General features: G+C 70.6%; 18 protein-coding genes and 4 pseudogenes. 12 read left to right on the top strand and 10 right to left on the bottom strand.

The window, feature by feature from the left end; all coding sequences use genetic code 11:
- Nucleotides 1-33: 33 nt before the first annotated feature.
- Nucleotides 34-1,068 (bottom strand): LacI family DNA-binding transcriptional regulator, encoded by a 1,035-nt coding sequence (locus ACIBL4_RS04670; RefSeq protein ID WP_399406428.1) that lies wholly within the window; start codon nt 1,066-1,068, stop codon nt 34-36.
- A 267-nt stretch (nt 1,069-1,335) separates the two neighbouring features.
- Between ACIBL4_RS04670 and ACIBL4_RS04665 the strand changes: the two genes are divergently transcribed.
- From ACIBL4_RS04665 to ACIBL4_RS04645, 5 genes and pseudogenes are all read left to right on the top strand, one after another.
- On the top strand, nt 1,336-4,266 hold the full coding sequence (locus tag ACIBL4_RS04665) for a GH32 C-terminal domain-containing protein (RefSeq protein ID WP_399406426.1): 2,931 nt from the start codon (nt 1,336-1,338) through the stop codon (nt 4,264-4,266).
- A gap of 139 nt (nt 4,267-4,405) precedes the next feature.
- A pseudogene (locus ACIBL4_RS04660) lies at nt 4,406-4,621 on the top strand (hypothetical protein); the annotation flags it as partial.
- Between the two features lie 197 nt (nt 4,622-4,818).
- Nucleotides 4,819-5,142, top strand: a pseudogene (locus tag ACIBL4_RS04655) (GH32 C-terminal domain-containing protein).
- Nucleotides 5,143-5,496: 354 nt separating this feature from the next.
- Nucleotides 5,497-5,916 (top strand): transposase, encoded by a 420-nt coding sequence (locus ACIBL4_RS04650; protein WP_399406424.1) that lies wholly within the window; start codon nt 5,497-5,499, stop codon nt 5,914-5,916.
- The gene (locus tag ACIBL4_RS04645) at nt 5,885-6,511 is read left to right on the top strand and encodes a hypothetical protein (RefSeq protein WP_399406422.1); all 627 of its coding nucleotides are present in this window, start codon (nt 5,885-5,887) and stop codon (nt 6,509-6,511) included. The genes ACIBL4_RS04650 and ACIBL4_RS04645 overlap by 32 nt, the downstream gene beginning before the upstream one ends.
- 132 nt (nt 6,512-6,643) lie before the next feature.
- On the opposite strand, the gene ACIBL4_RS04640 is transcribed toward ACIBL4_RS04645, so the two are convergent.
- Nucleotides 6,644-7,234 carry a DUF1360 domain-containing protein gene (locus tag ACIBL4_RS04640; RefSeq protein ID WP_399406420.1) on the bottom strand — a complete coding sequence of 197 codons (591 nt, stop codon included), beginning with the start codon at nt 7,232-7,234 and terminating at the stop codon, nt 6,644-6,646.
- On the bottom strand, nt 7,209-8,165 hold the full coding sequence (locus tag ACIBL4_RS04635) for a Rieske 2Fe-2S domain-containing protein (protein WP_399406591.1): 957 nt from the start codon (nt 8,163-8,165) through the stop codon (nt 7,209-7,211). Before ACIBL4_RS04635 ends, ACIBL4_RS04640 begins: the two co-directional genes overlap by 26 nt.
- Nucleotides 8,166-8,277: 112 nt before the next feature.
- Here ACIBL4_RS04635 and ACIBL4_RS04630 point away from each other — a divergent pair, with 112 nt between their 5' ends.
- The 5 genes and pseudogenes from ACIBL4_RS04630 (at nt 8,278) to ACIBL4_RS04610 (ending at nt 10,742) form a co-directional block, all read left to right on the top strand.
- A complete protein-coding gene (locus ACIBL4_RS04630) occupies nt 8,278-8,472 on the top strand; it encodes a GNAT family N-acetyltransferase (protein ID WP_399406589.1) in 195 nt (64 codons plus the stop codon).
- A 64-nt stretch (nt 8,473-8,536) separates the two neighbouring features.
- A complete protein-coding gene (locus ACIBL4_RS04625; RefSeq protein WP_399406418.1) occupies nt 8,537-8,794 on the top strand; it encodes a hypothetical protein in 258 nt (85 codons plus the stop codon).
- A gap of 145 nt (nt 8,795-8,939) precedes the next feature.
- The gene (locus tag ACIBL4_RS04620; protein ID WP_399406416.1) at nt 8,940-9,647 is read left to right on the top strand and encodes a YqjF family protein; all 708 of its coding nucleotides are present in this window, start codon (nt 8,940-8,942) and stop codon (nt 9,645-9,647) included.
- Nucleotides 9,648-9,717: 70 nt separating this feature from the next.
- Nucleotides 9,718-10,289 (top strand): annotated as a pseudogene (locus tag ACIBL4_RS04615) (hypothetical protein).
- Between the two features lie 48 nt (nt 10,290-10,337).
- Nucleotides 10,338-10,742: a hypothetical protein gene (locus tag ACIBL4_RS04610; RefSeq protein ID WP_399406414.1), complete on the top strand. Its 405-nt coding sequence runs from the start codon at nt 10,338-10,340 to the stop codon at nt 10,740-10,742.
- 78 nt (nt 10,743-10,820) lie between these two features.
- Here the strand turns inward: ACIBL4_RS04610 and ACIBL4_RS04605 are convergent, their stop codons facing one another.
- Nucleotides 10,821-11,354 carry a hypothetical protein gene (locus ACIBL4_RS04605; protein WP_399406412.1) on the bottom strand — a complete coding sequence of 178 codons (534 nt, stop codon included), beginning with the start codon at nt 11,352-11,354 and terminating at the stop codon, nt 10,821-10,823.
- 273 nt (nt 11,355-11,627) lie between these two features.
- On the opposite strand from ACIBL4_RS04605, the gene ACIBL4_RS04600 reads away from it, so the two are divergent.
- A complete protein-coding gene (locus ACIBL4_RS04600) occupies nt 11,628-12,284 on the top strand; it encodes a Rho termination factor N-terminal domain-containing protein (RefSeq protein WP_102910208.1) in 657 nt (218 codons plus the stop codon).
- Nucleotides 12,285-12,517: 233 nt separating this feature from the next.
- The gene (locus tag ACIBL4_RS04595) at nt 12,518-12,730 is read left to right on the top strand and encodes a hypothetical protein (protein WP_399406410.1); all 213 of its coding nucleotides are present in this window, start codon (nt 12,518-12,520) and stop codon (nt 12,728-12,730) included.
- A 177-nt stretch (nt 12,731-12,907) separates the two neighbouring features.
- On the opposite strand, the pseudogene ACIBL4_RS04590 reads toward ACIBL4_RS04595, so the two are convergent.
- The 6 genes and pseudogenes from ACIBL4_RS04590 to ACIBL4_RS04565 form a co-directional block, all read right to left on the bottom strand.
- Nucleotides 12,908-13,010: pseudogene (locus tag ACIBL4_RS04590) on the bottom strand (cytochrome c oxidase subunit II); the annotation flags it as partial.
- On the bottom strand, nt 12,992-13,939 hold the full coding sequence (locus tag ACIBL4_RS04585; RefSeq protein ID WP_399406587.1) for a cytochrome c oxidase assembly protein: 948 nt from the start codon (nt 13,937-13,939) through the stop codon (nt 12,992-12,994). The gene ACIBL4_RS04585 and the pseudogene ACIBL4_RS04590, both read right to left, overlap by 19 nt.
- A gap of 83 nt (nt 13,940-14,022) precedes the next feature.
- On the bottom strand, nt 14,023-14,514 hold the full coding sequence (locus ACIBL4_RS04580) for a DUF2243 domain-containing protein (RefSeq protein ID WP_399406408.1): 492 nt from the start codon (nt 14,512-14,514) through the stop codon (nt 14,023-14,025).
- A 352-nt stretch (nt 14,515-14,866) separates the two neighbouring features.
- A complete protein-coding gene (locus ACIBL4_RS04575; protein ID WP_399406406.1) occupies nt 14,867-15,130 on the bottom strand; it encodes a hypothetical protein in 264 nt (87 codons plus the stop codon).
- Between the two features lie 83 nt (nt 15,131-15,213).
- The gene (locus ACIBL4_RS04570; protein WP_399406404.1) at nt 15,214-15,888 is read right to left on the bottom strand and encodes a hemerythrin domain-containing protein; all 675 of its coding nucleotides are present in this window, start codon (nt 15,886-15,888) and stop codon (nt 15,214-15,216) included.
- 153 nt (nt 15,889-16,041) lie between these two features.
- Nucleotides 16,042-17,703 (bottom strand): RecQ family ATP-dependent DNA helicase, encoded by a 1,662-nt coding sequence (locus tag ACIBL4_RS04565; RefSeq protein WP_399406402.1) that lies wholly within the window; start codon nt 17,701-17,703, stop codon nt 16,042-16,044.
- Between the last annotated feature and the right edge of the window lie 140 nt (nt 17,704-17,843).

Raw genomic sequence — 17,843 nt, 5'->3', positions numbered from 1 at the left:
GGCGGCGGGACAACCGTCTTCGGGCGCCCGGTGTCAGCCCCCGGCGGGGGCGCCGATGGAGGCACGTTCCCGCAGCGGCATGGGCACACGGTGGACGACTGCTTCGAGCGGCCCCCTGCGGAGAATGAGCTCCACGGCGAGTCGACCCAGTTGGTAGTGCGGCAGCTTCAGAGTGGTGAGCGCCGGGCGCAGTACGGACGCGATGTCCTGGTCGTCGAAGGAGACCACCGACACATCGCCGGGCACCGACAGACCTGCCTCGCCGAGCGCCTGGTAGGCGCCGAGGGACACCCGATCGGCCAGGCACACCAGCGCCCGGGGACGGTGACCCGCCGCGAGCAACGCGGAGACCTCCCGGTAGCCGTCCCGCGTGTCCCAGTCGCACTCGATGACACCGTCCAGGCGCGCGCCGCCCTCCCGCAGAACCTCCTCCAGGCCGCGCATGCGCTCGTTGCCGGCGATGATCCCCTCGGGCGTGGCCGGGACGGCCTGGTGGCCGCCGATCGCCCAGATGCCCTCGGTGTGGCCGGCCGCGAGCAGGGCGCGGGCCGCGTCCCGGCCGGCCTCCAGTTCGTCGGGGACGACGGACGGGGCTTCGAAGCCGGGGGCGAGGCAGTTCAGCAGGACCACGCGGCGCCCGAAGAGCTCTTTGGGCGGAGTGACGTACCGGGTGAACATGGACGCGTAGATCATCGCGTCGACCTGGCGGTCCAGCAGTGCGTGGACCAGCGAGGACTCGGCGTCGCGGTCGCCGCCGGCCTCAGTGATGAAGAGCAGGTTGTCCCGTTCCCGGGCGGCCTCCATCGCGCCGCGGATCACCTCGCCCGCGAAGGGTGTCGTGGTGATCCGGTCCGAGACGAACCCGATGGTCTGCGTCGACTTCGTCCGCAGGCTGCGCGCGGTGACGTTGGGGCGGTAGCCCAGCTCCTTCGCGGCGTCCAGCACCTTCTGGCGGGAGGCGTCGGAGATACGCATGTCGGTGCGACCGGACAGGGCGAACGACGCGGTCGTCGGCGAGACGCCCGCATGGCGGGCGACATCGGCCATGGTCACACGACGTTCAGACATGTACTGCTCAGCTCCGTGGTAAATCGGATTAGCAAGTTGCGAAGAGATTGATGCGCCCGTGGCCGGATGTCAACACCGCAGACATCTCGAATGAGAGATGGGGAAGGTATATGTCGATTTGTCCGCCTGCCTTGTCACTGCCAGGTAAATCGGTATGCATTAGCTCTTGCGTTAGCAGGAGCGGGGCGCGAACGATGCCGAGCCATCTCGCTTAAACCGATTTGGCAGAGCGTCAGACCTGCCGCGCACCACCCAGGGAGCCCGCCCATGAGGAGAAGAACAGCCCTCACCGTCGTGTCCGCCGCCATCGGCGGCGCCGTCGTACCGCTCTCGTTCGCTTCCGCTTCCGCTGCCGAGAACCGACGCGGACCCCAAAGTCCTACCGCCCGCTGGGACTTCGACGAGCGCGGCGGCACGATCGCCCGCGAGGCGGTCTCGGGCTCCGCAGACCCCATCGACTACGTTTTCGAAGACGCCCGCTACAAGCCGGACACCGACCCCGTCCGGCGGCGCGGAGTACGCGGCCGGGCGCTGTACTTCGACGGCTACTCCACCGTCGTCACCGCCAAGGGCCCCGGCAAGCTGGACCCCGCCCAGGGCCTGACCATCGACGCGTGGATCGCCCCCTACGCCTACGAGCACGGCATCGACGGCAAGCCCCAGGCCCTGGCCAACCAGCACGACCCGGACGCCAGGACCGGCTTCCTGCTCGGCCTGCGCCGCTTCGGTCGGATCGTTTTCCAACTCGGCTTCGGCACCGACCTGATCGAGGTCAAGGGAGCCCAGGACCAGCCGGCCACCAAGGGCCGATGGACCCACGTCGCCGCCAGCTACGACCCGGCCGCACACCAGCTGCGCCTTTACCGCGACGGCCGCCTCATCGGCACCGCCACCACTCCCGACAAGGCCCCCCGACTGGCCTCCGACGAGCCGCTGTTGATCGGCCGGCACAACCGGCCCACCCTGCTCAACGGCGAGTTCCACGCCAACATGTACATGGGCTTGATGGACAGCCTCGTCATCCGCCCCGGCACCCTGGACGACACCACCGCCCAGCGGGAGCACGCCGAGAGGGTCGCCGCGCTGCCGGGTAACCGCGTGCCCCGCCCGGACCTGACGTTGAACCGTTCCCGCTTCGACGGCGACCGGCACCGCCCCCAGTTCCACATGCTGCCGCCCTGGCACTGGATGAACGAGCCGCACGCACCCGTGTACTTCAAGGGCAAGTACCACATCTTCTACCAGCACGATCCGCTCGGCCCGTTCTGGGGCCAGATCCACTGGGGACACGCCGTCAGCACCGACATGGTGCACTGGCGGGACATGCCCATAGCCCTCGCTCCGGCGGGGGACTCGGTCGGGCCGGACGGCTGCTGGTCGGGCTCGGCGTACGTCGACGGCGACCGGGGGCCGGTGCTCTTCTTCACCGGCGGCGACGACCGGCTGCCCTACCGTCAGCGCACCGGGATGGCCGTGTCCTCGTACAAGACCGACCGCGACACGGACCTGCCCACCTGGACCATGAAGTCCGAGCCGGTCACCGAGGCCCCGGCCGGTCTCCCCGCCGGCCCCGGCACCGCGTGGGCGGAGAACTTCCGCGACCCGTTCGTCTGGGAGGAGGACGGAGTCTGGTACCAGTTGGTCGGCAGCGGCATCGTCGACCACAACGGCACCCAGGTCACCAAGAAGCACGGCGGCACCGCACTCGTCTACACCGCGCGCAGGCCCGAGGGACCCTGGACGTACCGGGGGCCGCTGCACTGGAACGACCTCGCGAAGGTCCCCGAGCCCGGAGAGGTCTGGGAACTGCCGGTGCTCCTCCCGCTCCCCGCACCGAAGGGCAAGCGCACCGGCAAGCACATCCTGCTGATCAGCCCCTGGTGGGAGGCGTTCAACCCGAACGCCGTCAAGCACACCTACTACTGGATCGGCACCTTCGACAAGCGCGCGTTCCGCTTCGTGCCCGACCATGACAAGCCCCGCGAGTTCGACTTCGGCGAGCACTTCACCGGCCCGTCCGGCTTCGTCACCCCCGACGGCCGCTCGGTGCTCTTCAGCATCACCCAGGACCGCCGCAGCGAACAGCAGCACGCCCAGGCCGGCTGGGCCCACAACGCCGGCATGCCGGTCAGCGTCTCGCTGCGCCAGGACGGAACCCTCGGAGTCGAGCCGATCGAAGAGGCGGCAGGACTGCGGGGCCGACGACTGGTCAAGGTCCGCCAGGCTTCGGTGAAGGAGGCCGACCGCCGACTCGCCGGCGTCTCCGGCGACATGCTGGACATCGAGGCCGTCATCGAGCCCCGCGACGCCACGACCGTCACCCTGGCCGTCCGGGCGAGCGCCGACGGCAGTGAGCGGACTCTGCTTTCCTATGACACGAGCAAGCACCGCTTCTCCATCGACCGCGGCCGCTCCAGTCTCGACCCGGACGTCCGCAAGGGCGTCCACGGCGGCACGGCCGAACTCATCGGCGGGCAACTGAAGTTGAGGGTCCTGCTCGACCGTTCGATGCTGGAGGCGTACGTCAACGGCACCAACAGCCTCACCAGCCGCGTCTACCCGACCCGGAAGGACGCCACGGGCCTGCGGCTGACCAGTGAGGGCGGCTCCGCCCGGGTTGTCTCCCTGGACGTCTGGCGCATGAACGGCTCCTACGACACGTCCGTCGCGCCCGCCGCCTACGATCCGCCGGGCCCGACGAACGTCGACGCCCTGCCCAACCACGACTTCGCCACCGGCGACCTCACCGGATGGACCGTCGTCTCGGGCACCACCTTCGGCGACGCCAACGTGACCACCCGCACCGACTGGGGCTGGGGCGGACCCTTCTACCAGGCCGAGACGGCGGACGACCCGGCCGGCCACCACCTGTGGGGCTACAACCCGAACGCGGGCGGCGACGACGCCACAGGCGTGCTCCGCTCCGTCACCGTCGTCCTCGGCGGAGACGGCGTGGTCGACCTGCTCGTGTCCGGCGGCAACGACCTCGACCGGCTCTACGCCGCCGTCGTCCGCGCGGACGACGGCAAGGTGCTGGCCAAGGAAACCGGGCGTGGTGCCGAACAGTACCGCCGTGTCGTCTTCGACCTGTCCGAGCACATCGGCGAACGGATCTACGTCGAGGTCGTCGACAAGGCGACGGGCGGCTGGGGCCACATCAACGTCGACGACGTCAACGTGCCCGTCCAGCGCTCCTGACCACCGGCCCACCCACGTTCCACGCTCCCGGGGCCCTGCCGCGGGCCCGCGACCAGGAGAACGCACTGATCAGCCTGCTCAACACACCTCAACACATCACCGGAGGTATGCGCACGCGTCACCAGCGACATCCAGGACATACTGGGCCGGCACCTGGGACGCTCAGGCCCGCCGATGGACACCCGACACCACCGAGCCCAAGCTGCTCGACTACGGCGATCACTTCACCGGGCCCAGCGGAACGGTCGACGACAAGGGGCGCTCCCTCGTCTTCAGCATCGCGCAGGACCGGCGCACGGAGCGCGCCCACTACGACGCCGGCTGGGCCCACAACGCCGGACTGCCCGTCCGACTGTCCATGCGACCTGACGGAGACCTGGGAGTCAGCCCGGTCGAGGAGGTCTCCCGGCTCCATGTGGGCGAACCGCTCCTGAACATCAGCGAACCGACCTCCGTCGCCGACGCCAACGCGGGCCTGGCAGACATCAAGGGGGACATGCTCCACATCAAGCTGACCCTGGAACGGGCAGCGCCGGCACCTTCGGACTCGATGTGCTGCGCAGCCCCGGGGACGAAGAGCGGACCCGCCTGTTCTACGACGCCCCGGCCGGACAGCTGGGCGCCGACCGAACATGATCCGGAAACGACTCCAGCGTCGACGCCGACCTGGGCATCCAGAAAGGTCCGCTGACGCTCTCCAAGGGAGAGTTGTCACTGGATGTGTTCCTGGACCGCTCGATGATCGAGGCATACGCGAACGCGCACAAGTCCATCACCACCCGCGCCTGCCCCTTCCGGCAGGACTCTCTCGGCCTGCGGCTCTTCGGCGACGGCGGTGTCGTCAAGTCCATGACCATCTGGAAGATGGCAACCTGACCGACTGACTCAGCGCAGTCCCCGCCCTCCGGCACCATCGAGCCGGTCGGCACGCCAGCCGTGCCGACCGGGTCGACGCGGGGGGTGAGGGTGCGGCCGGAGGCCGTGAAGATCTCCGCGACCGAGTGGTCGAGCAGAATCCGCAGGGTCGCGTTGGGTCCTTCGGATGGAAGGCGTCGACCGGTTGACGGCCACACTCATGCATCTGCGGCACGACCTCCCGCACTCTGTCCTCAGGCTGCTGTCCGGGCTCGGGTGTCTGTCAATGCCGGTCGCGAGCGGACGAGGAAACAGGCCATCTCTCGTCTTGCGGCAGCAGATGGTCACCGGTCCGGACGAAGTCAGTGTCCAGTCATGGGCTTGTCGACTGTTGTTGCGGGATGGTGTCACACGCACGGCGAGGTCCATGTGGCCGCCGTTCTCTGCCCACTGGGTCAGGTACTGGGCACCAAGTCCTTTCCGGCCACGGCGGCCGGGTCTCACCGGCTGCTCGGCTGGGCCCGCAAGCTGGGGACGGTGCGCCGGGCCGGTGTGGAGGGCACCGGCACCTTCGGAGCGGGCCTGTCCCGCTACCTGCTGGCTCGCCACGTCCAGGTGTACGAAGTGAACCGGCCCGACCGTACTGCCCGCCGTCTGCTCGGGAAGTCGGACCCGCTCGGTGCGCAGGCTGCCGCGCGGGCCGCTCAGCGGTCGCGTCCGGGCCCGGGCCAAAACTGGCGACGGTCCGGTGCAAAGCGCCCGGATGTTCAAACTCGCCCAAGACTCCGCGGTTAAGGCCCGCACCCAGGCGATCAATCAGCTCAAGGCCGTCCTGGTCATAGCCGACCCCGCTCTACGGGAACGCTTGTCTGGTCTGGGCAACCGCGAGCTGTTCCGCACCTGCGCGCGCCTCGGCCTGCGCGACGGTGAGGGCGACGAGGACGCGGTGGCCCAGGCCACCCATATGACCCTGAGCATGCTCGCCGAGCGCATCGAACAGCTCACCGGGCAGATCGACGAGCTGAACCGGCGCCTGACCCGGCTCGTTGAACGCCACGCCCCGCAACTACTCGTACCGGTGGGCATCGGCCCGGACGGCATCCAGCGTCCCCCCGTTATAGGGGCGTCTTTGACAGCGGCGTGTGACGAGAAGCCCCGCAGGTGCGGCCCGGCGGGGCCTCTGAGTAGGTGGGGTTTCTCGTCCGCCGTGAGCACCGTCGCACTCGGGTTCTCCTCTCCCGAGCACCCGAAGCAAGAACGCGGTGACGGCACGCGTCTTACGGCCGACGCGCAGCATCCGACCCGGACTCTTCGCGACCAACCAAGTCATAGCCCCTTCACCCCTGCAAAGCCCAACGCCTTTGCCGCATTGCGGTCCACTTTCCTGTAGGTCCCCGCCATACGGGCTCCATGACACGGGGAAGCCCCGCCGGGGCTCGGCGGGGCTTCTGTGCACAGGGGTTGTGACGCAGTGCAGCGGCCGGCGTGGGCACCGCAGTACTCTGGCTCTCCGCGGGCCAGGTCAGTCGTCCCCGGTGGTCCGGCTCACCAGTGCGCCGTACGCCAGTTGCAGCGCGTCCGCGCCGGCCAGTGCCGCGAGCGCGCCCATGGCGGTCCGGGTTGCCCGCGGCCACAGCAACTGGCCGGCTGTCAGGGTGGACACCACCCAGACGCTCGTGCAGAACGGGCACGTCACCAGCTCGCCGACGGTGTCCCTGCCGTTCTCCGGCTCCGCCTCCTCGTGTAGCTCGGCGGGGCCCTGCGGGCCGACGTACCGCGTGAAGGGCGCGCGCAGCGGACTGGTGACGGAGGCCTTGCTCAGGAGCCTGCTGAGCCGGAAGGTGGCGACCGAGGTCAGGACCACGTCCCAGGGCTGGGGCCGGTCGGGCAGGGGGCGCCCGCGCAGCCGCACCGCCGTGGCCCAGGCCGCCGTGTACGCTCCGAATCCCGTCATGGACGCGAGATAGCCGCCCAGCGGCCGGTCGTGCCCTGCGGAGTACCGTCGTCCGGTACGCCGGGCGAGCTCGCGCAGGCGCGGTGCGAGGCGGTTGGCAGCCGTCTTGTCAGCTGCGGCGTCACCTGTGTTGTCAGGCGTGGTGGCCAGGAAATCCATGGGTCACACTCTCCTTCGCGGCGCCCGGTTGCCGCTCTGTCTCCTGGCTGTTGTCCGCGTGCTCCGCCCGGTCGTTCTGGCGCAGGCGTATCGCGACGTTGCCGTCGGTGATCCGAGTGTCGAAGGCGGGCTGGGGAGCGGTGGCGGGGCCGCGTACGTTCCAGCCGTCGGAGAGGCGGAAGACGCTTCCGTGCCAGGGGCACTGGACGCATCCGTCGGCGATCGTGCCCTCGGACAGCGGTCCGGCGAGGTGGCTGCACCGGTCGGCCAGAGCGTGGACGGTGCCGCCGGTTTCGCGCACGACCAGGACCGGTACGTCGTCCACACTGCGCCGCACGGGCCGGCCGGCCGGGAACTCGTCCACGGTCCCGATCCGGTGCCAGCCCTCCGTGACCACGTGCGGCACCTCTTCGGCGTGGTTGGCGCCGGATGCCTGACGGTAGGCGAGGTGGCCGCCCAGCATGCCGCCGACTCCGACCGCCGTCAGTCCCAGCAGGCCGTAGGCTCGGCCGGCCGCGTGGCGTCCCCTGAGGCGGCAGGTGAGTGAGGTGGCGTACAGCGCGACGGCTGTCACGTTACTCAGGGCGTGCACCAGGCCCACGCGTTTTTGCTGGCGGTGCAGTTCCGCCCAGTCGACCCAGCCTGCCAGGGCCGTGGGGGCGGCGGCGGTCAGGCCGACGCCGATGAGCACTTCCGCTTCACGGGAGCGGCCGGGCCGTAGATCGAGCAGGGCCGCGGACAGCCAGCTGCCGATCGGAACCTGCACCATCAGCGGATGCACGGGGTGGCCCAGCCACCTTCCGTGCAGCGCGTCCCGGCCGCGACCGAGCGGCAGGGCACGCACACCCCGGCCGATCGCGTCTATCACCGAATCGGCCCGGGGCTCTCGTTCCAGGCGGTCCAGCAGCCACAGGACCCGGTTCTGCCGCATCCGACGGCGTGGCGTCATGGTCATGAGCAGCCGGGTCCCCACCTGCGCAATACCGCAAACGGCAGACCAGGCCGGATGAACAGTCCCCGCCGCGGGAGGACGGCATGAGTGCCTGTTCCTGAGGGACGGCCACCGGGGTCGCGGAGTGGGTCCGGTGCTGATGGAGGCCGCGCTGGCTGAAGCGCGCGCACTCGGCCTCAGCCAGGTGCAGTGGCAGACCGCGAGGAGAAGCGACGCTACTTCCTGTTTCTCGGCCAGAAGGCCCTCGTCTGGAAGCCGGTCATCAGACGCGACTGGGATCCGATGACGGTACCTGGGAGGGACGACTGGGCTGCTCGTCCTCGGCCCTGAGGGGAACGAAGGAGGAGACCGTGCAGCGGCCTGATGAGGCCCTGCTGGATTTCGATACCGGCGAGCTGGAGGACTGGGCCGAGGAGCGCACACGAGCGGCCCTCGACGGCGAACGCGGCACGCTCTACCGCAACCACCTCGACATCGCCCTGCACCTCGACCAGTGGGCGGAGGCCGAAAGCCGGCGCACCGACACGGACGCGCGCTATAAGGCGGGCTATACCCAGGCCCTGCGGGACACGGCCGCGTTCCTGCGGCAGACCTACTACCTTCCCTGAGCCGGGGCGAGGCGTCTCACCCGGACGCCCGGTTCTTCATGATCTGGCCGGCGCCGTTCCGCCCGCCGCGCCGGGCCCCGTGGGTTTCCTTCGATCGTGTGCGGGGGACCCGACGCCCGTGGTGGCATACGGAGCAGAGCAGCGGGTGCGTCTGCCGGCTCTGCGGGCGGGCTGGCTGACGCAGACGTTCGTCCACTGGCCGTTCCGGCCTGAGGCGGTCCAGGCGCTCCTGCCCGGGGGACTGGTCGTGGATGAGTACGAGGGGGCTGCCTGGGTGGGGCTCACTCCCTTTGTCATGGCGGACGTGCGACCACCTGGTGTTCCCGCCTCGCTGCCCGGCCTCCCGACGTTCGCGGAGACCAACCTGCGCACGTACGTACGGCACCGTGACGGCCGGGACGGGATCTGGTTCCTGTCCATCGAGGTCGCCTTCCCCCCGATGGTGGCGGCCCGGGCCATCGGCGCACCGTACAACCCGGGCACCCTCCGCGTGTCCGCGGACGGGGACAGCGTCTCGTACTCCGGTTCCCGATGGATCGGTGACGCGTCCTACCGCCTGGTCGTCCGGCCTGGCGACCCGATCGAGCCGACGGAGCGGGAGGTGTGGCTGACCTCGCGCTGGCGGGCGTATACCCGCAGGCTCGGCATGCTCTGGGAGACGCCCGTCGAGCACGAGCCGTGGCCGCTGGCCGACGCCGGCGTCGACGTACTGGAGGAGACACTGACCGCCGCGGCGGGTCTGCGGGAAGCCCCCCTCGGTGAGCCTCTGGTGCACTTCTCGGAAGGAGTCAGGCATGTACGGCTCGGGCCCTCCAGGCCGTGCGTCCCGGAGCGCGTCTCCCAGCCTTCCTGACTCCGGTCGCCCGGATTCCGGCGCCGTCACGCGAGGCCCGCGCGTGCGCTTCGACGGCTGGATCGCGGGCATGGGCACCTCCTCCGGCACACGGATCGTGCTCGGCCACTGGCAGGGCTCGCCCTTCGGAGCGTTCAGTGACGTGATGCTGGAGCGGACCGATGGGGACAGGGCTGCTGCTGGCCCCCACGCGCGCGACAGCGGACTTCATCAGCGGCACCTACGTCTTCGACACGGTCCGTGTCGTCCCGGTCGAGGTGAGCGTCACGGATCACGCCTGGACCGTCACCGCCGGGCCCCTCGACCTGCGTTTCACCACCGGCCGGCGAGGGCTTCTGGGCTTCGCGCTGCGGACCGTGCCCGGCGCGCTCGCCGCCGCCCGGAATGGAGCGCGCTGACGGACCGGCCCGCCCGCCTGCTGCTGCCCGGCGTGCGCACCCGCGGCAGCGCCGGGCAGGGCCGCCGGGAGTAGTACGGCGCCCGGGACCTGTTGCCGATCCGTGCCGTCTCGGCCGCCTACGGAGGCGCGGAACTCGGGGCGATGGCACCCGTCGAGCCGCCCGTGCGCCTCGGGTTCGGTTCGGCGCCGAGGAACCCCTCCGTCACCGGGTCACGACGACGGTCGAACTCGGCCCGGAGTGACGGCGCCTGGGCAGGGGTACCCGGCCGGAGCCTACGGAGGGATGTCCCTTGAGCAGAACCGGAGTGTGGGAGCCCGCCCACACGCTCGCGGTCGCGCACGGTGCCTTCAACATCGTGGGCGGCCTGTGGCCCCTGCTGCACCTGCGCAGCTTCGAGTCGGTCTTCGGCCCGAAGACCGACGTGTGGCTGCAGATGACGACGGGCGGACTGCTCACCTCCGCCGGCGTCGCCCAGCTCGCGGCGGTCGGGGACGCGCAAGGCCCGGCCCACGCCCGCCGCGTCGGGCTGGGCACCGCCCTGACCCTGCTGGCCGTCGACCTGGTCTACGTACCCAAGGGGCGGATCCGGCCGACGTACCTCCTCGACGCCGCAATGCAGACCGGATGGATCGTCGCGTGGCTGCGTTCGTCCCCCGCGCGGAGTACGGGGGACGTCAGGAGCGGCCGACGGTGAACGAGCGGCTCCCGTTATCACCGCCCGGACCTCCCGGACGGCTGCTCCCGACGCGCCGTTCGGTGACGACCGCCGGATTCATGCCCCGTAGGCATGCCTGCGGGGCAGGGGTCCGACGTGGGCGTGGCGGCCGGGGCGGGCGGCGGCGTGGCGCTGTCCGGGGCCCGGGCCGCCGCGGGCGGCCAGGGCGTCGGCGACGGCACCCGTGGCGAAGGCGTAAACGGCCTTGTGCAGCAGGTCCACGACGAGTTCCTTGCGGGGCCAGCTCTGCGGCGGGGCGCCGACGCCGGTCGCGTTCTCCAGGATCTGGTCGTTGGTGAGGCGGACGACGGCGAACTTGGCGGAGGCGACCGGTCCGCGCAGTCCGGCCTGGGCCATGACCGACCGGAGCACCCCGAGGAGGGCGGCCTGGCCGTAGTGCATGCCCCAGTTGACCGGCAGCGGCTGGGGGCCGGGTCGTTCGGGCAGACCGGTCAGCCGCTGCAGGACACGCGCGGGCACATGGGAGTCGGGCCGGCCGGTGACGGCCTGCTCGATCTTCTCGCCGAGAGTCATCACGACGCCTCCGGCGGTACCGGCGAGCAACCCCTGCCACAGTGCGCGCTTGAGCATGCCCTGGCGAGTACCCGGTACGACCGCCTTCACCCACCGGTCGCTCGGCGGGGGCTTCCCGGTGGGCGCCGGTGGGCGGGGAGTACCCCGACTGTGCCGCTCATCTCTCCCATATCGCCTGGGCCCGCCACATGGGCCGCGCAAAGTACCGGCGAGATCCGCGGCCGGCTACAACGCCATCAGAGTGGGTGGCGAGCGCAGGTGCGGGTACCCGTGGCGCGAATCACGCGAAACGGACATTTCAGGCCCCTCCCCTGATGTACGGAGGATGCCATGTCCTTGGTCGAGAAGCTGCTCGACGCCTACCCCGCCGAGACCGGGATGCCGCCCAAAATGCTGGGTGAGGCGGTCGACAAGCTGTACGAGTGCGCCGGTGTCTGCCTGACCTGCGCCGACGCGGCCGCCGCCGAGCAGGACCCGGAAAAGATCGTGATGTCCATCAAGTGTGTGCGCCTGGACAACGACTGCGCCGACCTGTGTACGGTCGCGGCCCGGATCCTGGCCCGCCAGACGGGATACGACGCGCCGACGACGATGGCGATCATCGAGGCGACCCGCACCGTCCTGCGCGCGAGCGCGGACGCTGCCGAGGAGTTCAAGGGCACCCCGTACTTCGAGCTGTCCGCGAAGGAGTGCCGCGAGACGGAACAGCTGCTGGGTCGGCTGGCCGAGCAGATGGGCTCGAGCGACGCCGGCGAGGGGTACCCCACGTCCCCGCCCAGCGCGACGACGCCTGCCGGAGCCTCCATGGGCGGCGGGGCGGAGACGTCTGGAACGTCCGAGGCGTCCCAGGAGGTCTCCGAGGAGCAACTCCGCGAGATGAACATGGACGAGCTGCGCGACATGGCCCGCGACAAGGGTCTCAGCGGTGTTCACGACATGCGCAAGGAAGAGCTCATCGACGCGATCAGCGGGAAGCGCGGATCCTAGCGCGGCGGATCGGTGACCAGGACGGCATGATCACGCCTCAACAGGTCAAGGCCCTGCTGGAGTCGACGCCGATCTTGGTCGTCGTGTCCGGCGCCGCCGCATCGAGCAGGCCGGCTCCAGGACGCTGTCCCTGGCAGCTCTCGGGAGCACGACCTGCTGACGGGCGCGTGAGCAGTTGCTCTTGGCCCGCGCGCCTACGGCGTACCGGGCGGGTCGCGCAGGATGTGGCAGCCTTGCTCCTGGAGAACGACTCCGCTCGGCGACGCCTGCCGCTGCTGGCTCCTGCGCTGGTTCCCCTCCTCGTCGCCGCCCAGCGTGCGGAACACCGCCGACTGAAGGCGATCGCGGCAGCCCGCCCCGGCTGGTGGAACCGCCGTCTTATTGAACCGGACATTTCCCTCGATACCACGGCTGATCAACGCCGGGTGGCGCCGATTCCTGGCTGATGAGGCGCTGGCTCGTTGACGGCTTGCGCGGGGCCGTCGCGCAGAGTTCCCCGAGCGGCGAAGCCTGCCGAGACTCCCCGCCTCAGCGACGTGCACAGCGAGCTGGAGTGAGCACACCTTGCTCTGCCTCCTTCAGCAACCGCCCGGCACGGCCTTGGCCTTGCTCATGCCCGGGGTCCTTACAGTTGAACAGCATCCGGGCGTGGTCGACGCCGCAAAGTTCGGCGCACTTCCCCCGGAAGGTGCCTTCGCGGTTGGGAGTCACTGCCCGTATCTGCGTTGCCGTCCATGTTCTCGATGTAGTTGAAGCCCCAGCTCCACGGAAGCCGACCGCGCCGATCGGGTGGGCCGGCCGTTCGGAGAGTGCGAGGAGCTAGGTGTATTGCCCTGTGAGGCAGGCGGACGAGGCGGCGAAAGGCGGCCCCCGCCGCTCGTCCCCGGTGGTCTTCTCCACCTCGTCGAACAGATTGCGGATGTCGCCGTACCGGTCGGGGCAGCTCCACGTCGGGTGCGACGGGCGCGGGCACGTCCGCCGGCCGTGTACCAGCCCATGCCCAGCACCACCGCCAAGGCCGCGTCCACCACGTCGCCGCCGTAGTACATCCATTGGGCGCCTCTGAGCAGGTCGGCAGGAGTGAAGTCGGTGCCGGGCGGCGGCAATGCGTACAGGGTCTTGGCGAGCACCTCGTGCGCGGCGCCGGCGGCCAGCAAGGTGGCACCGCGTACGGCGACACTCCAGCGACGGCGCACCGGATCGAGTTGGCACACGGCGAAGGTGAACACGAGCCCTGCCGCCAGCATGTGCGCGTGCACCACGCCGTGCAGCAACGGCTGGTGCCTCATGGCCGCGAAGAGCTCCGTCCGATACAGCAGCCAGAGGCCGCCCACGTCCAGCAGGGCCGCAAGCGGTGGGAGGACGAGCCAGCCGACGGGACGGGATCGCGCGAGGACCAGCAGGCGTCGTCGTGCCCGGCCGGGCCTGAGGCTTCGCAGGGCGAGGGTGAGGGGGCGGGCCACGACGAACAGCAGCGGGGCGGCCATGCCGACGACGAGGTGCTGGATCATGTGCCCGGTGAACGGTCCTCCCGGCACAGTTCCCCCCGACGCCCAGGCCGTACCGACGCCCCCGGCGGTGAACGACACATCCCGCCATCGGGGCCAGGCATCCCCGCGCCGCCGCAGACGCCCCGCGGCCAGCAGATACGCCACCGCCACCAGCAGCGCGGCCACGACGGTGAGCAGCTGGCCCGTCCCAGGTCCGGTGGCCGGGCCGGGGTGGACGTGCGCGAGTGTCACGACGCCGGCCCGGCCCCGCTGCGGCGGGCCGCACGCAGGGCCAGGATCACGCCGATGAGCAGCAGGACCAGGCCGGCGATGTTCCACGCCCAGTCGTACGGGGCGACGTCCACGCCGTAGCGGATCTGGTGCAGGCGCAGCAGTTTGTGGTCCACGATCCCGTCGAACAGCTGGAAGAGGCCCAGCCCGAGGAAGAAGCCCGCCCACGCGTGGGCCGACACCAGGGCCCCGCGGCGGCGCAGATCGGCGTAGAGGAAGAACCCCGCGACCAGAGCCAGCAGTTCGGCGGTGTGCAGCAGTCCGTCGGACAGCAGACCCACGCCGGAGGTGGAACGATCGTAGAAGTGGTGCCACCCCAGGATCTGATGGAAGACGATCTCGTCGACCGAGGCCATGACCGCCGCACCGATCAGCGCGCAGACGGCCATGGACCTGCGGGACGCGGAGCCGGTGCCCGGTGCGGCGTCGGACCGGACGGAGTCGCTCATGGCTCTTCCTTCCCGCTGTACGACGACGTCGGCTGGGGATGCCCGGCGCCGGGTACCCGCCAGGACAGGGCCAAGCACAAGTACACCGGCCCACAGGGAGGGCAGAACACGCTTCGGGACAGGGAGGGGGAACGCCGCCCATGCTCGACGTCGCAGGAGTTGGAGGCCGGTTCCCGCGCCAACCGGCATCGCGGCGGTCACTCAGCCGGCGGCACAGCGAGGACAGGGCGGATTCGGCACGCGGACGGCCAGTCGTCCGGCCGGTGCGGCGAGAGTGCGTGCCGGGCGTCGCGCGGCAGGCGGCACTTTCGCAACAGGCCTAGGCGATCACCGATGCCGGATGGTGTCTTCCCTACCTCGATGTCGTGGTCTCGTCGCCCTCTCCGGTGTCCGGTTCGGCGCGCTTGTCGGCGCCCGTCTCCAGGTAGCCGGGGTCGTCGCCCGCGACCCGGCCCACGAAGACGTCGTTGGGCGTCGTCCCCGTCGTGCTGTGCCGGTCCGCCGCCTCGGTGTCCGGCTTACCGCCCGTGTCCTCCGACCGACCCGAACGGACCTCTGCGGAGGGCTCGGTCGAGCGACCCCCCAGGTGTTCGCGGACCCATGACCACACGGACATGATGCCTCCCGATCAGAAGGTGCGTGCCGACGTCGACGGCCTGCCCGCGGTGCCCTCGGCACTTAGCGCCGCACCCGGCTGGTTCAACGTCGTTGGCGGCGGATCGCGACGGCCGCGGCCAGCACCAGGACCCCGGCGAGCCCGGTGAACACCTTCTTGGCAGCGGCCATGGGCGTGCTCAGTCCGAAGGCGTCGCGCATCCGGTCATAGAGACCGAGCGGCACACCCAGGACCGCGTTGCCGGGGGGACGACGCGGGATGACGGGGTGGGGGTGGGTGGGCGCGCTGCGTCGCACCGTGTCCCATGCCGTGCCGAGCCGGCGCAGCTGCGCGGCGGGCAGCGCTTCCCGCAGCCGGGGCAGCACCAGGTCCTCCTCGTCGCGGATGTCCTGCCGTATCAGCGCGAAGACTCGCCGTACGTTCTCCTCACGCTCAGGAGAACCCGGACTCAGGCGTTCGATGTCGGCGACGAGATCGTTGATCTGCTGGTGTTCCGCCTCGACCCGCAAGGTCAACTCGTGCCCGTCCTCGACCGAGCGACGGACGGCCGGCCACAGCACGGTCTCCTCGGCGAAGGCATGGCTGAAGACCAGCTGGACGGTCTCCCGCAGGACCCGTTCGCGGTCCTCGCCGTCCGCCAGGGTCTGATAGCGGTCCATCAACCTGTCCATCTCGGCATGATCACGGAGTTGCCGGGCCAGCACGCTGCTCGGGCCGCCCAGTTGCTCAACCGTCTGCTCTTTGATCGTCTCGGGCATGAATCTCTCCCCTGCGCAGACCGGCCGCAACGCCCGTCCGCCCCAGCGGCTGCCGACAGTGTCCAGTGACGGGTACCCCGACGCGGCGCGGTGCACCGTTTGTGGTGTTCTCACCCGCTGCTCGGCCCGGTCACGGCCCAATCGCCAGGCGCGTCAGGCGCCGGTCAGCAAGTCGCCCTCCCGTACTGCTGTCAGCGACAGCGTCTTGTAGCCGACCTGCTCGAACAGCACGACGAGGCGGTCCTCCTCCGTGCGCATCACCGTGCCCGCACCCCACTCCGCGTGGCGCACCCGGTCGTTCGTCTCATAGGGCCCGTGCCCGGGTGGGGGAGCGGCGTCCCGATGCCCGGTCCCGGTGGCGGGGTGCTCGTCCTCGCGGTCGCACACGTCGCACCGCCCGCACGGTGCGTCGAGCTGCTCGCCGAAGTAACCCAGAAGGTACTGGCGGCGGCAGGTCGGCGTCTCCGCGTAGCCGCGCATCATCTCGATGCGCGAGCGGTCGACGCGGCGCCGCCGCTCGAACACCCGTGCCGCCTCTTCGGTGGCCTCGTCCGCCGTGCGGCAGGGAAGGGCCCGGACCGCGCGGCGCCTGCCCTCGACGGTCACCGCTCCCGCCTCTTCCAGCAGGTTCAGCAGATCGCTGGTCTTCCGGCGCGACAGGCCGCACAGCTGCGCGACCCGGCTACGGCTCTGCGGGACGCCCTGGCCGAGCAGCGTGGTCATGATCCGGCGCAGTGCGTCGGCGTCCAGGGCCCGGGCCGTGAGGAACTTCTGCAGTCCCAGGTCCTCGGGGCGGTAGAACAACACCGCGCGGGCCGACTCCCCGTCCCGGCCGGCGCGTCCGATCTCCTGGTAGTAGGAGTCCAGTGACTCCGGGACGGACGCGTGGGCGACAAACCGTACGTCCGCCTTGTCGATGCCCATCCCGAACGCGGAGGTGGCCACCACCACGGCGGGAGCGCCGGCCATGAAGCCGTCGTGGATCCGGCGGCGGTCGGCTGCCTTCATGCCCGCGTGGTACGCCTCGGCGTCCACCCCGTCCTGCCGAAGCCGCCCCGCGTACGTCTCGGCGTCCTTGCGGGTGGCGGTGTAGAGGATGCCCGGGGCGCACGCCTGGGCCGTCCAGCGTGCGACCGCCTCGCGTTTGGCGGGGTCGTCGGTGAAGGTGCGCACCGCCAGATGGATGGTGGGCCGGTCGGTCCCGGTCGTCACGACGTGGGCCTCGCGCATGTGCAGGTGCTCGACGATGTCCGCCCTGACCGGGGCCGCGGCCGTCGCCGTCAGAGCGAGTACCGGCGGGCGGCCCAGCCGTTCGGCGGCCTCGCCCAGGTTCAGGTAGTCGGGACGGAAATCGTGTCCCCAGGCGGAGACGCAGTGGGCCTCGTCCACGACGAACAGCGAAGGGCCCAGTTCCCGCAGCTGTTCCACGACACTTTCTTTGGTCAGCTGCTCGGGGGACAAAAACAGGTATTCGGCATCACCGTCCCGGATCGCCCGCCAGCCCCTCTCGGTGGCCGACCGGGGCTGTGCGGAGTTCACGGCCACGGCGTCCGGTGCCGCGCTCTCCCGCAGGCCGGCGACCTGGTCGCGCTGCAGGGCGATCAGCGGCGACACCACGACCGCCGGACCACCGAGCATGACGGTCGGCACCTGATAGATCGCCGACTTGCCGGAACCGGTGGGCATGACGACCAGCACGTCGCGGCCCTCGAGCAGTGCCTCCATCGCCTCCGTCTGCTCGGCGGCCAGGTCACTCCACCCGAACCGCTCCCGGGCGACGCGGCGCAACTCGGCGATCCGGTCGTGCACGCCCATCGCGACGCCCCCTTCACGGCCCGACACTCCTGAGACCCGGCCCGGGTACCCCCCGTGGCCGGCCGCGATGCGGAGCGGCGCGCGGCAGCCGTGCGACGTCAAGATCCCGGCTGCTCGGTCTGGGTGATCACCTGCGCCGT

The sequence above is a fragment of the Streptomyces sp. NPDC050416 genome, from assembly GCF_044458845.1.
Lineage (GTDB): Bacteria > Actinomycetota > Actinomycetes > Streptomycetales > Streptomycetaceae > Streptomyces.
This window is presented reverse-complemented; position numbering and strand designations above follow the sequence as displayed.

Bases quoted from the DNA above. Each gene is read 5' to 3' on its own strand.
- ACIBL4_RS04640 (WP_399406420.1), bottom strand. From the start codon at position 7,234: ATGGATTTCCTGGCCACCACGCCTGACAACACAGGTGACGCCGCAGCT.
- ACIBL4_RS04670 (WP_399406428.1), bottom strand. From the start codon at position 1,068: ATGTCTGAACGTCGTGTGACCATGGCCGATGTCGCCCGCCATGCGGGC.
- ACIBL4_RS04665 (WP_399406426.1), top strand. From the start codon at position 1,336: ATGAGGAGAAGAACAGCCCTCACCGTCGTGTCCGCCGCCATCGGCGGC.
- ACIBL4_RS04605 (WP_399406412.1), bottom strand. From the start codon at position 11,354: ATGCTCAAGCGCGCACTGTGGCAGGGGTTGCTCGCCGGTACCGCCGGA.
- ACIBL4_RS04580 (WP_399406408.1), bottom strand. From the start codon at position 14,514: ATGAGCGACTCCGTCCGGTCCGACGCCGCACCGGGCACCGGCTCCGCG.
- ACIBL4_RS04635 (WP_399406591.1), bottom strand. From the start codon at position 8,165: ATGCGGCAGAACCGGGTCCTGTGGCTGCTGGACCGCCTGGAACGAGAG.
- ACIBL4_RS04650 (WP_399406424.1), top strand. From the start codon at position 5,497: ATGGGCTTGTCGACTGTTGTTGCGGGATGGTGTCACACGCACGGCGAG.
- ACIBL4_RS04575 (WP_399406406.1), bottom strand. From the start codon at position 15,130: ATGTCCGTGTGGTCATGGGTCCGCGAACACCTGGGGGGTCGCTCGACC.
- ACIBL4_RS04600 (WP_102910208.1), top strand. From the start codon at position 11,628: ATGTCCTTGGTCGAGAAGCTGCTCGACGCCTACCCCGCCGAGACCGGG.
- ACIBL4_RS04570 (WP_399406404.1), bottom strand. From the start codon at position 15,888: ATGCCCGAGACGATCAAAGAGCAGACGGTTGAGCAACTGGGCGGCCCG.
- ACIBL4_RS04645 (WP_399406422.1), top strand. From the start codon at position 5,885: ATGTTCAAACTCGCCCAAGACTCCGCGGTTAAGGCCCGCACCCAGGCG.
- ACIBL4_RS04565 (WP_399406402.1), bottom strand. From the start codon at position 17,703: ATGGGCGTGCACGACCGGATCGCCGAGTTGCGCCGCGTCGCCCGGGAG.